Annotated in this window: 11 protein-coding genes; 4 read left to right on the forward strand and 7 right to left on the reverse strand. The window is 45.3% G+C overall.

The annotated features are described in order from the left end of the window. Nucleotides 1-16: 16 nt before the first annotated feature. The 7 genes from ACXADE_RS01740 to ACXADE_RS01770 form a co-directional block, all read right to left on the reverse strand. Entirely contained in the window at nucleotides 17-1,750 is a 1,734-nt protein-coding gene (locus tag ACXADE_RS01740) for a methyl-accepting chemotaxis protein (protein WP_474978805.1), read from the reverse strand. A gap of 12 nt (nucleotides 1,751-1,762) precedes the next feature. After that, the gene (locus ACXADE_RS01745; protein WP_474978806.1) at nucleotides 1,763-2,710 is read right to left on the reverse strand and encodes a BMP family lipoprotein; all 948 of its coding nucleotides are present in this window, start codon (nucleotides 2,708-2,710) and stop codon (nucleotides 1,763-1,765) included. A 257-nt stretch (nucleotides 2,711-2,967) separates the two neighbouring features. Continuing rightward, the gene (locus tag ACXADE_RS01750) at nucleotides 2,968-3,981 is read right to left on the reverse strand and encodes an LLM class flavin-dependent oxidoreductase (protein WP_474978807.1); all 1,014 of its coding nucleotides are present in this window, start codon (nucleotides 3,979-3,981) and stop codon (nucleotides 2,968-2,970) included. Between the two features lie 194 nt (nucleotides 3,982-4,175). Further along, entirely contained in the window at nucleotides 4,176-5,426 is a 1,251-nt protein-coding gene (locus ACXADE_RS01755) for an efflux RND transporter periplasmic adaptor subunit (protein WP_474978808.1), read from the reverse strand. Nucleotides 5,427-5,449: 23 nt separating this feature from the next. Continuing rightward, entirely contained in the window at nucleotides 5,450-6,121 is a 672-nt protein-coding gene (locus ACXADE_RS01760; RefSeq protein WP_474978809.1) for a hypothetical protein, read from the reverse strand. Between the two features lie 179 nt (nucleotides 6,122-6,300). Beyond that, entirely contained in the window at nucleotides 6,301-7,683 is a 1,383-nt protein-coding gene (locus ACXADE_RS01765; RefSeq protein WP_474978810.1) for an MATE family efflux transporter, read from the reverse strand. After that, nucleotides 7,683-8,132 (reverse strand): MarR family winged helix-turn-helix transcriptional regulator, encoded by a 450-nt coding sequence (locus ACXADE_RS01770; protein ID WP_474978811.1) that lies wholly within the window; start codon nucleotides 8,130-8,132, stop codon nucleotides 7,683-7,685. Before ACXADE_RS01770 ends, ACXADE_RS01765 begins: the two co-directional genes overlap by 1 nt. 187 nt (nucleotides 8,133-8,319) lie before the next feature. Here ACXADE_RS01770 and ACXADE_RS01775 point away from each other — a divergent pair, with 187 nt between their 5' ends. The 4 genes from ACXADE_RS01775 (at nucleotide 8,320) to abc-f (ending at nucleotide 13,226) form a co-directional block, all read left to right on the forward strand. Then, on the forward strand, nucleotides 8,320-9,381 hold the full coding sequence (locus ACXADE_RS01775) for a hypothetical protein (RefSeq protein ID WP_474978812.1): 1,062 nt from the start codon (nucleotides 8,320-8,322) through the stop codon (nucleotides 9,379-9,381). Between the two features lie 224 nt (nucleotides 9,382-9,605). Then, on the forward strand, nucleotides 9,606-10,529 hold the full coding sequence (locus tag ACXADE_RS01780; RefSeq protein ID WP_474978813.1) for a YegS/Rv2252/BmrU family lipid kinase: 924 nt from the start codon (nucleotides 9,606-9,608) through the stop codon (nucleotides 10,527-10,529). Nucleotides 10,530-10,617: 88 nt separating this feature from the next. After that, complete coding sequence (locus ACXADE_RS01785) at nucleotides 10,618-11,079, forward strand: MarR family winged helix-turn-helix transcriptional regulator (RefSeq protein ID WP_474982175.1); 462 nt, start codon at nucleotides 10,618-10,620, stop codon at nucleotides 11,077-11,079. A 281-nt stretch (nucleotides 11,080-11,360) separates the two neighbouring features. Then, complete coding sequence (gene abc-f / locus ACXADE_RS01790; protein ID WP_474978814.1) at nucleotides 11,361-13,226, forward strand: ribosomal protection-like ABC-F family protein; 1,866 nt, start codon at nucleotides 11,361-11,363, stop codon at nucleotides 13,224-13,226. Nucleotides 13,227-13,264 lie beyond the last annotated feature (38 nt).

Consider the following 13,264-nt stretch of genomic DNA (forward strand, 5'->3'; position numbering starts at 1 on the left):
AACTTACACCGCTCCCTTAAGCGGAAGCGGTGTAAGTTTCTTCATTATCATCATCTGTTTCCATATAGTTGTCTAACGTTGTTTGTTCTATTTCCTGATTCCATTCAAAGTGCTCCAACTGTTCATTCAAATCAGCGACCATTTCTTCAAGTCGGTCCGTTTCTTTGATCATCTGCTGGAAGGCTTGTTGCTGTTCGACGGTAGAAGCGGAGATTTCTTCCGTACCTGCCGCTGTTTCTTCTACGATACTGCTAACGTTTTCGATGGATACGTTGACAGTGGTGCTTTTTTCTTTGGATTCATCCAGGCCGCTTACGAGTGCTTCCAGTTGTTCATCAATCGATTTAACTTGAGCGCTTATTTTTTCAAAAGCGGTTTTGGAAGTATCCACCGACTGATTCTGCCTGTTGGATATTTGGATGGTCTCCTGCATTTCCCGTTCAATGACTTGTACGCCGTCCCGGATCTGCATCACCATCTCCGTGATGTTTCCGGTAGCTGCCGTAGATTGGTCGGCTAGTTTGCGCACTTCTTCTGCCACGACAGCAAACCCTTTTCCGTGTTCTCCTGCCCTTGCCGCTTCAATCGCTGCATTTAAAGCGAGCAAATTTGTCTGTTCGGCAATATCATTTACCAGTTTGACCGTTGACTCAATTTGATCGGTATATTGGATGAAATGATTGACGGATGTTTCTACATTCGTAATCGATGCAGCACTCCGGTCCATGAGGGCCCGCTGCTCGGTGATGCTTGTCTGTCCTTCATCCACATAGGTAAGGGCGAGCTGACTGGCTTCTCTCGAGGACTGTCCTTGTTCACGGTTCAATTCAAACCCTTGATGAAGGTCGTCCATGAGATTGGCTACGTCCTGAACATCTTCTGAGATGGATTGACTTCCTTGCGCGAGTTCATCTGTGGAATTCGCTACCTGGCTTGATATTTCAGAAAGACCTCCCATTTCGTTATGAAGGCGGGAGCTGAAATCCTGGACATTCTTACCGATGTGATGAACAGAATGGACGGTACCCTCTAAGTTATCGACCATGGTTCGGAATGAGCGCTTCAATTGTCCAATCTCATCCTTTTCTCTATCCTTCACTTCAATTGATGTTTTCAAATTCCCATCTGCCACTTCAGAGGCTTTTTTGGCAAGGTCGCGAAGAGGGCGTGCGATATGCTTCGTCAATCTCATCGTCGATAGAATGCTGGATACGACAAGGACGCCGGCAGCGATGATTGTGAACCAAATTAGTTGTTGAATCGTTTGCTTTTGAGCTGTCATTTGACCGTTGTACCATGATTGTGCTTCCTGCTGGAGCATGAAAATATCGTTGACAATGCCTCCGGTGCGGGCTGCCTGACGCTGAACTTCATTGATATCGCTGCTCTCTAATGCAGTGGAAGCAAGTTCTGTCCAATCTGTAAATTTAGATTGAGCCTGGCTGTACCATCTTTCCTGGCTGTCTGTGACAATCTGCGGTTCTATTTCACTGAAGGTACTGTTGGTTTGTTCTATCATAAGTTCCGCTTCACTTCGCGCGGCTTCGGAAGGGTTGTAACCATAAGTGGTCAAGGCTTGTTCCACACTGACGAGCTGCCCGTGCAATTCTTTTCCTTCGAGAAGAATTTGTACATCCTGGTTGGAAGATCGCTGCAGGTCCATCATCTGGAAGACGATGAAACCGATAAGAACCAGACATAAAAGCAATGGAATTAACGTCATTGTGTATAATCTTTTTCCGATCGTCATAACATTTCCTCCTTATTGTGTTGTCGCTTCATCTAAGACTTTCTGTTCTTCCGGCGTTAATTGGATCAAGCGGATCGGAGAAAGCCCGACACCATTTTCCTGGATTCCGAGATTCTGAGTACCTCCATCCAGTTCTTCTCCTTCACTCAATCGTTTCATGACGTCAAAAAGGGCGACATTCACGTTTTTCAACATGGAAGTGACGACCGCTTCTTCTGCGACGAAAAATTGGTCACTATCCACACCAAATGCGTGAATCCCTTGATTCTGCGCTTCTTTAAGCACACCGATTCCTGTGAATCCTGCGGCTGGAAATACGAAATCAGCACCTTCTGCCACCATGCTTTCCGTCATGGTTGCCCCTTGCTCATCATCATCAAAAGTACCTGCGTATTGGGAGAGGACTTCAGCGTCTGGATTAGCAGCTTTCACTCCGGCCTTATATCCTTCCTCAAAACGTTCAACGACAGGGATCTTTTCCCCGCCTATAAATCCAACTTTTCCTGACTCTGTTTTCATCCCGGCAATAAGGCCGATCAAATAACTTCCTTCATCTTCCTTGAAAGTGATGGAGGTGACATTTTCAAGCTCCGAGACAGCATCAATCATCACGAATGCCTGGTCGGGGTTTTCTTTAGCGAGCGCTTCAATGGCTTCCTGTGAATTATAGCCAAGACCGATGATGACATCGTGGTCCTGGTCCAGAAGTTCTTTGGCATTCTTTTCGTAATCTTGATCGAACGGTTCGCGGTAATCGAAAGTGATGCCCAATTCGTCACGGGCTTGTTCGAGTCCTTGAAAAGCAGAATCACTGAAAGAATCATCCCCAAGCCCACTGTCTGTGACGATGAGACCCGCACTGACTGATTCTTCTGTATCCGCTTTCGTTTCATTACTCGCACATCCTACTAATCCTGCAAGAAAGGATAGGAGTACGAGGGGTATGTAGAGACGTTGCACATTAACCACTCCTTGTTATGATGTCTGACATCTATAAATATCGGCATGAAGCAGGACATTTTAAATAGGACGTAAGAATTAAACCAATTATTTCCTTTGTCGTGTTGATAGACTTTGTTAAGTGTTTTCCTATTCGTACAATGTGTCCGTAATGATACACACAAGCCATCACAAAACCTGCGTTAGGAGAAGTTCTTTTTTATTGGCGCTCTGTTAAAGTTTAGTGTCACTATTTCCAACAAAAAACCACGATGACCTTAGGTCATCGTGGTGGTCGTGTAGCTTAGTTGGAATGCATCTGCGAGGAGTTCGTAGGATCGCAAACGATCTTCGAAGGGGGTGACAATCGTGTTGACAATCACTTCTTCAACATGATAACTCTCAGCCAATTGTTCAATTTCTTCTTTGACTTTTCCGATAGATCCAACAATCATCCGATTGCGGTTATCCTGAATTCGTTCTTCTTCGTACATGGTATACGAGTGGTTCAGCGCTTCTTCAGGTGTAGGGAAATGCGTCCGTTTCCCGCCTTTTTCGATTTGTAACAAAGCAAGATCAAGGCTTGCCGCCAAGTATTCGGCATGTTCGTCCGTTTCCGCACAAACGACAAAGACGGATACATTACCCGCCGGTTGATTCTGCTGCAAAGAGGGCGTGAAATAGTCATGGTATCTGTCCATTGCCCGGATGCCTCCCCGTCCATTAATGAAGTGGGCAAAAGAGTACGAAACACCTAAGTCGGCGGCCAGGCGTGCACTGGTACCGCTTGAACCCAGCATCCAAACGGGCGGCGCCGTTTCTCCTTTCGGGGTAGCGTAAATATCCATACCCTGCGGGTCATGCCCATGCAAGTAGGCGATCAGTTCTTCTACCTGAGATGGATAGTCCTCAATGCTCGGCACTTTTCCTTTATTCAAGGCTAAATTCACATTAGGCATACCACCTGGTGCGCGGCCGACTCCCAGATCGATACGATTGGGGTGAAGGGTTTCCAACACCCGAAACGACTCGGCGATTTTATAGGAGCTGTAGTGAGGGAGGAGTACACCGCCGGTTCCGATCCGGATGTTTTTCGTGTGAGCGGCCAGATGGGCAGCGAGTATTTCTGGTGCAGAACCAGCAAGGCTCGTCGTACTGTGATGCTCAGATACCCAGAAGCGGTGGAACCCGAGTTTGTCGGTCCATTTTGCCAGTTCAGTCGTCTGTTGTAAGGCTTCAGTTGGGTCTGTCCCGGTTAAAATAGGGGATTGATCCAATATACTTAATTTCATGTTCACACCCCTTTATGTCCTTCGTAGTTTATGTAACTACTATCGTCCCATTAGAATAAGAGAGATGCAAATATAAAACCGTTCTTTTCCTTCTTTTCTCTTAAGTCATCTGCCCCGTATTCCATTGATAGATAGGAGAGGCTGGATATAAAAAAACAGGCCTTCGTCGGAAGACGGGCCTGTTTTTCTTTTATCTAGAGAGAGATGCCTAATAATCCATAGTTCAAGATGGATCGACGTTCCATCTTGAACATTTCGCGTACCCTTAAATCGTCCATATGAAGAGGGGTGAAAAAGACGGCTCCGTTTCTGAACTCATCTTTCGGCTCCACAGCCAGCCACTCTCCATTTTCAAGTCCAGAGATGATTTCTATGAGTCCTCCATCTTCCAAACCTGTTTCAACCTCTCTGCGCTCAACGATCCCTTCTTCGTTCATCACCCAGGCAAACAGGTTTTCTTCTGTCTCCAAAGCTTCCTCTAGGGCAGTGACTGCACCGAGAGACTCATCGGTGATGATTTTTAAATCAGCATGGTATCCTGCGAGCAGCTCCTCTGAAGGGTTTTCCAGAGAAACGCTGAAGGGATACCGGCTGGATCGATCAACGTCAACTGCTTCAGGGAAATCATCTACAGAAGATAATGTACCTGTCGCTTCATATTCTAATTCGGGTACAAAAATGTCGACGGTCATCTCCTGTTCCACTCTTTTGCGTTCGTTTTCCGGAAGGGTCCCTTCTAATACAAGGTTCGTAGATTCTAATGTAAGGAGAGGTGCTTCAAGATTTTCGGATACTTCTGTAACTGTACCTGAAAAGGCACTCGTGACTGTGATACGGTCGCCTTCACCCTGAAGCTGGTCTAATTGGTCCTCCACCATTTGGAGCTGAGCCTGTTGTTTGGCAAGCTCCGCTTCCTGCTCAGCGATTTTCTCTTCCTTCATATATTCCGTTTCAACATAAGAAGGGGGAGAGGCATCGCTTGAACTGGAATTGTTATTGAAGGGGTTCGAGTCATTATCCGTTTCCGGTGGATCGGGAACGTTGTAGCTTTCAAGCTCATCAATATAGTCTTCAATAGCGTCGACTTCACCCTCGAACCTGCTTATTTCTGACTGAAGGCGGGCTTCCTCCTGGTAGTAATTCATTACATCATATGTATAGAGGTCGTCTCCTTCGTTGACGGAATCTCCTTCCTCTACAAGGAATTCATGGAACGATCCAACGTCTTGATTAAAATAGACAGGTTCCGATTCTTCTGAAGTGAACACGGCTTTCGTGTCTAATTTTTCAAATAAGTCATAAGTGATGGTTTTAGACCATTCATTGACATAAGTTTTGCGATCCACTTGTTCTCCTTCATCAAGAAAGATGAGGAAAGCATTGGTCGCAATGAAGGCGATGATCAATAATCCTAGGATTCGGCCTTTGAGATTGATTTTTTTCATAGAACTTTCCACCTGCTGCTTTCTTATCTGATTAAATAAAGGAGATACAAATCGAATTTAGCCAGGGCGGCTGTACCTGCCCACAGCAACATGTGCCAAAACACCACGCCGACCCAAATCCAGCCGATTTTCGTCTTGGACAGCCAGGAAATACACTTCACCTGGTACCAGATGATGAACAACTGGAAGATGGATATCGCTCCGCACGTGTAGATCACCCAATCTACACTCGTGAAATAGGAGGCGATCACGCCGAAGGAGAAGGGGGAGACGTACCAGTCGATGCCTGCATAGACCATTAAGGGAATCCATGTGATTCTTTCAATGAGCATGACAAGCAGGACATTCATTTGTAGAATAAAAAGCTTTTTATAGGACACATTGTTGAACAACCAGAAAAAGAAAGATGAAATGAAAAGAGTGAACAAAAATAAAAGGACCGCAAAAGCGACACGTCCGAGGATGAACCACGCTTTCCTCATTTCAAATGCCACTCTATTCAATTCAGCCATATTCGCGGAAATGGCGTCTGTGCCGAGACCGACCCAAGCGGCCCAGCCATATGTAACAATCGTCAAACCTAATAAGAAGAATAATAGATTCCAAACGTTTTTAAGCCGTTCTGCTTCATTCAATTTGAACAAATGATCTTCACGGCGTGTGAACAGCTTTATCAAATGAATCGAGTATGTCATGTGTTCCATCCTTTGGTTATAGAAATAAAACTCTCTGTCTTATTCTAACGGAAATTGTCAGTTGTTGCTATAATTACCTTGTAAACTATTTGGTAAAAGTTAGGAGCGGTACGTTATGAACTACCGTCACTGAATCTAAGCAAAAAAAAACGGTGTCCTTAGACACCGTGAAGTAAGAATCAACTTTGAGAAGGAGCCGCTTCATAAGGCGGGTCCTCATTCTTGGATTTGAAAAATAGAGAGCGGTCTTTATAAAGGAAGACCATAGAAAGGATGAAAGCAAATAAGTCGGAAAGCGGAAACGCAAGCCATACCCCTGTCACTCCGAAAAAGTTAGGGAGGATCAGGACAAGTGGAATCAGGAACAAAACCTGGCGGGCCATCGACAGGACCAGAGCCGGTTTAGCCATGCCCAGAGCCTGGTAAAGACCACCACTCACGACTTGTGCGCCGATGAGGATGGAAAGGGCGAACATAATCCGAATGGCGAATGATCCTGTTTCAATCGTCGCTTTATCTCCTGTGAAGATATTCATCAGTCCTTCAGGGAACGCCATCATCAAGATGAATATACCGGCAGATATGAATGTAACAACCTTCAATCCGAGCAGAACGGTTTCTTTCAGACGATCATAGTTTTGGGCGCCATAATTGTACCCAATGATCGGCTGCATCCCTTGAAGAACACCAATCATCGGCATGATGGTGAACATCGCCAGTTTTTGGACAATTCCGAAGACCCCAACTTCAAATTCACCACCGAATTTGATCAGCATCAGGTTGATGGCAATCATCATCCCGCTTCCGGAAACTTGACGGATGAACGCCGGCATTCCGATCGTTAATACTTCACGGATAACGGTCCATTGTGGCATCAAGTAGGAGGCTTTGACCGTGAGGGACGATTTCCCTTTTAAAAAGTAATTCAATACGACGATACTGACGGTTGCTTGAGAGATGACGGTCGCAACAGAAGCTCCCTGAACTCCCATATCCAGCCCGAAAATGAAGATCGGATCAAGGATAATATTCAGGACCGCGGGGATGATCATCGTCATCATCGCAAATTTGGAGTTCCCTTCAGAGCGGATGATGCTGTTCGTCGTAAAAGCGAAGGAAAAGAAAAATGAACCGAGCATAATCGGGAACAAGTAGTCTGTAGCATACGGCATAATATTCTCCGTAGCACCGAACACCTTCAGTAAAGGTTCAAGGAAAGTAAAAGCACCGATAAATCCGAAACTTGAGACGACGACAATGGTAAACAGTATATTTCCGAAAACCTGGTTGGCTTCTTCCGGCTTGTTTTCACCTAGACGTCTGGAAATGACGGAAGCTCCACCGATTCCGACAGCCGCTGCAATCGCCATGATGATCATCATTACCGGAAATCCGATGCTGACACCGGAAACACCTAAAATACCGACTCCGCGGGCTATGAACAGGGTATCCACCACATTGTAAAGCGCCATGACGAACATACCGATCATTGCTGGCACGGATAGGTTCGTTAATAATTTCGGTATCGGCTGTGTACCTAACCGCTGACTTTGTTGTTTCATTATTCTTCGCTCCTTGATGTTTTTGGTTTCAGGTTCTGCTGCATTTTCTTGAGCCAGGAAACCATCACCTGCTGTTCTTCTATCGACAGTCCTTCAGTAGCTTCATCTTCTATATCCTTAATGATGGACTTAATCGTAGCATGCAGCTCTAATCCTTTATCTGTAAGGTTGATCAATTTTGTACGTTTATCTTTCTGACAGGACCTTTTCACGATCCGCTCATGTTTCAAAAGTGTTTCAATCAACCCATTCATAGATGAAGCCTTAATGTGGAGTTGTTTTTGTAAGTCCGTCTGGGATTGTTCCCCTTCTTTGGCAAGAAAATAAATGACCTTTGCTTGAGAGTGGGTCAGCCCGAATTCCCTCAGCCTTTGGTTATATATATTCAATAAAAAGTGTGACACCATATTTATGTTGTAACCTAAATATTGATCAAAATTTCGTTCCATATTTATTTAGCCCCCTAAACAAATTTAAGTATAATACGTCTTTGCTCTGAAGTAAACGAAAGTATCTCATTTGCAGCCTGTTTATGACAAATAGGTGAACAACCTATCATAGCTGCAGGCTTTAGACACTCCTACACGTCCGTATGGGTGGCTTTTATAGTAAAATAAAGGAAAAGGAGGGGGCAGAATGCTGGTCGCAATGAAAGCTTATCCGAAGTCATTTTTTGGAGGCATCTTGTTTACCTTTGTTATCCTCTGTTCGAATATTTTCGTTCAAAAAGTACAAGTCGTGGGAAAGGTAACGCCTGTGCTGGTGTTCGCGACTGTGACCGACATCCTCCTCGTGCTGCCGGCCGTCTTATTCTTATTTGTTCTCCGTAGAAAACCGACTTTGTCATTGCTTGCTCCGTTATGGCTCTTAGGGGCGGGGATAGTCCATTGGCTGGTTCCCCCTTATGCGAAAGAACATTTGATGTTCATGAATATTTCTTTGGTGGTCGTTGAAGGGAGCTTTCTTCTCTTAGAAGCTGTTCTTATCGTAATCTTCATTAAATATATAAAGACGTGGCAGAGGCACTTCACGTCTACTCTCCACACCCATCCGCATCTACTATCGAGAATTTATGAAGCCAATCACCATACATTTAAAGATTATCCTGAAATTGAGAAGGTCATAGGCATTTTATCCACCGATCTCTCGGCCATCCGTTATGCTCTTCTCCCTTCGCTCGACCGGGTGAAGAAGGGGAAGCACACATTCAGTTATCATAAAAAGAGTGAATACTCAGGTGTCTTCTTCATGCTTGTCCACGCGATGCTGATTGAAATCATCGCTGTCCACGTCATGCTTATGCAGTACAGTCACATGGCCGCCTGGATCGCGACCATTCTTGACATTTACGCGCTCGTCTTTCTAATTGCCGATTATCAGGCGATTCGCAAAAGCCCTGTTGTAATACATAACCATCAGCTTCATTTACAAAAAGGCCTCCGTTTTCATATCACCGTGCCCCTGAAGATGGTGAAGGAAATCCGACCATTTGAGGGAGGGGGACTTCCGGAAGATGGCCGGTACTTCAATTTGACGCTTGGTGGACTGGAGAAACACCTGCCTCAGTTTGAAATCAAGCTTAATGAAGAGGTCAAAGGCCGCGGCTTACTCGGCAGGAAACGAACAGTGAGCCGGATTTTTGTGACCGTTGATGAGCCTGAACGGTTTTTACAAGAACTCCATGATGTTGGGATATAAAGGGGTTGGAAAGGATTTGATCGATTCTGTTTTAGTAGAAGACCCCTGAATGGACGAGACATGGCAGGATAAGGGGAAGAATCCTTTTCCCTCCCGACATATGAAGCAAGCGGATGTATGCAGAATGAGACAAACCATCCATCATTTTATCCAAGCTTTTGAAGCTCCATTGGTTTCAAAGGTGAACATTTAGTCAATTATGATAAGTGGAAGGAAGGGATTCTATGCCTCGTTATCAAACTGGAATCTTCATCTATAATGGTAATAAAAATGAAGCAGAAGCAGAGCAGGCACTTCGGCAAGTGCTTCCGGTTTTAAGTAAAGAAGTGAAAGAATTAAAAGTAATTCAAACTTTATCCTTAGACGATTTATATGAGACCTGCCGGTACTACGGCCCAGAGGTAGAGGTCCTTTTCGTGTTTGGTGGTGACGGAACGCTGCACGAGGTTGTCAACTGTCTCGCTCCGTTGGAAAGACGTCCGGTGATCGGAGTGCTTCCAGGAGGAACATGTAACGACTTCAGCCGGGTACTGGATACACCGCAGCGTCTGGACCAGGCGGCTGCATCTGTGGTCGATGGAGAAGAAGTTTCGGTCGATGCAGGGAAGACAGAAGACGACTATTTCATCAATTTCTGGGGAATCGGGCTGGTTACACAGACATCTTTTAACATCGATGAAAATCAAAAAAGCCGATTCGGTGTGCTCAGTTACTTTATGAGTGCTCTGAAAACGATGAATCAAGCTGACCCTTTTCATTTTAAAATGAAGGTCGATGATGAAGAAATTGACGGGGAAGCGGTGATGATCCTCGTCTTGAATGGACAATTTTTAGGAACCCGTCGCATTCCGGTGCCGACGATCGATCTACAGGATGGGAAGTTGGATATTCTCGTCGTTAAAAATTCCAACCTCACTTTGTTCAGAGAGCTTATGACAATGGGGAAAGCGCAATCGGGAGAGAGTGATTTCCAGGAGCTTTCTCACTATCAGGCTGAAAAAGTGACCATTGATGTCGAGCGCCAACAGGATGTTGACATGGATGGGGAGATCAAAGGGAAGACTCCGGAGAAACTGGAAGTGCTGCCGGGCCACTTCACTTTCCTGGCGGCTGGACCTAATGCATTACGGTTTATAGACAGCCCTTAATGTTATTTTGCGTAAAAAGGGTGGTTTGACAGTTAGATTTTGTTAAACTTATACTATCTTTATCTATTGAAAAGGATGGGCGAACGTGATGAACGAACAAGAATTGTACCGCAAGAAAAAACAAGATCCATCGTTGAAGCTGTTTGTCGTATTGACAAAAGCCCAGCGCACGATCGCGGATTTGGTGAAGGACGATATCCAAAGATATGAATTGAACCCGACTGAATTCGGTGTCCTGGAGCTTTTATATCATGAGGGGGATCAGCCCCTCCAGAAAATCGGTGAGAAAATTCTGCTTGCCAGCGGCAGTATCACCTACGTCGTAGACAAGCTGGAAAAGAAAGAATATATCAATCGAGTTCCGTGTCCCAATGACCGGCGCATCACATATGCGTCCATTACAGAAAAAGGGCGGGACTTGCTGCATGGTATTTTCCCTGATCACTGGAAAGAAATCGAATCGATCATGGGTGGTCTGACAGATGAAGAAAAGCAGGAGGCCATCGATCTATTGAAGAAGCTTGGAAAGTACGCGGATACTAAAAAATAGTAGCGAATTTTCTGACGATCCGGTATAATGGGAGTAATTCTAAAGACAAAGGAGGGTATGGAGATGTTACAGATGCACGTGCTTGACTATCAAATCAACTATGTACGCCGTGCGATTATTCACAATTCAGCTGTCAACGGGACACGTATGTCCAAAATGGCATTTGAATAGTGGAGAAGTGTAGCGTCTCATACCTGATTATTTTGCAGATAAAAGTCAGAGGTGACGAGACCTCTGGCTTTTTTTGTGTTTTTTATAAAGTCTTTAGGAGGACGATGATTATGATTATTACATTGAAGAATTTATATAAGATTGTTGGCGGGGAAGTTTTGTTCGAATCTTTAAATATGGAAATCAAGCCGGGACAGCGTGTTGGGTTGGTCGGCCGTAATGGAAGCGGGAAGTCGACCCTTTTCCGGATCATCACTAGAGAAGAACCTTTGGATGGTGGTGATTTATTCATACAGAAAGGTGCGGCTGTCGGCTATTTGAAGCAGATCCCGACGGATTGGGCGGGATCTGGAAGAGAGTACTTGCAAGAAGCCTTTACTGAGCTTGTTGGGCTGGCTGAACAAATGAAAGAATTAGAGATGGAAATGATAGAACCTGAGAAAATGGAAAAAGCCGTTGCTGCTTATGGAGAAATCCAGGAGCGTTTCACCCAGCGAGGCGGATACGAAATGGAGGCTGCCATCAAGCAGGTGGCAAATGGGTTGAAGATTCATCATCTGTTGGATCAACCGTTCCAAAGCCTGAGCGGTGGTGAGAAGACCAAACTCGGACTTGGGAAACTGTTATTGGAAGAGCCCGACGTGCTGCTTCTTGATGAACCAACGAACCACTTGGATCTTCAGGCCATCGAATGGCTCGAGGACTACCTGCAGTCTTATGATGGAACGATCTGTGTCATATCCCATGATCGTTCGTTCCTTGACCATGTCGTTACAGATATCATGGACCTGGAATCAGGAGAAATTGATACGTATAAAGGGAATTACACCGCTTTTGAAAAGCAAAAGGAAGAAAAGCTGCTGGCTGAGTTTCATCAATACGAAGAACAGCAGAAGAAGATTAAGAAAATGAAAGAAGCGATCAGGCGTCTTAGACAATGGGCGAATGAAGCGACTCCACCCAACCCTAAGCTTTTCAAGAAAGCGAAAAGTATGGAAAAGGCGCTTGAACGGATGGAGAAGATGGAACGGCCGGTGATCGATCCGAAAAAAATGAACCTTTCTCTTGAGGCAGATGGACGGACAGGGAAAGATGTGTTCACCGTGGAAGGTCTTGAGAAGACGTATGGCGGAGAGAGGATATTGAAAAGCATCAACCTCCATGTCCGTTACCAGGATCGTCTGGCCATTGTCGGGGCGAACGGGAGTGGGAAATCGACCCTCTTGAAACTATTATTGGAAAAAGAACAGCCGACCGCGGGGACGATTAAACAGGCGCCTTCGATTAAAGTGGGGTACCTTCCTCAAAATCCTCTTCAGGAAGCCGATCGTGATCAAAGGATGATCGATCATTTCAGAGACCATATCCGGGTGACAGAGGGAGAGGCGCGCCACAGGCTGGCAGGGTTCATGTTTTATGGCTATGACGTCTTCCGGAAAATCCGCCACTTGAGCGGTGGGGAACAGATGCGGTTGAAATTGGCGATCTTTATGCACCAGGATATTCAAGTGCTCATTTTGGACGAACCGACGAACCATTTGGATGTAGAGTCCCAGGAAGTGCTGGAGGAGGCCCTTAAACAATTTAAAGGGACGGTCATTGGAGTTTCCCATGACAGGCATTTCCTTGATCAATGCTTTACGCATACCGCCTATCTTGTTGACGGCAGGATCCATCGGTTTATGGGTTCGTATGAAGAAACGAAACGCCATTGGTATGAGAAGCTGGAAGCAGTAGAAGAACACGACAAACAGACATCGAAACGTGCCCAACCGAAAAAGGCAGAGGTTCCTATGGAAGGAGCTCCGGTTAACTGGGAAAAGGAAATCAACCGGGTCGAACAGGAAATCTCCAACATCGACCATCAGATGCAGAACGATGGAGATGTGAAAGAATTAATGGATCTTCAGCAAGAGAAAAATGAGTTGGAGATTGAATTGGAGACGCTTTATGAGAATTGGATGGAAGCTCAGTAATGTTTGAAAAAGCGGGAACCCATAGGAGGGTTCCCGCT

Source organism: Halobacillus sp. ABR2_026, assembly GCF_056158545.1.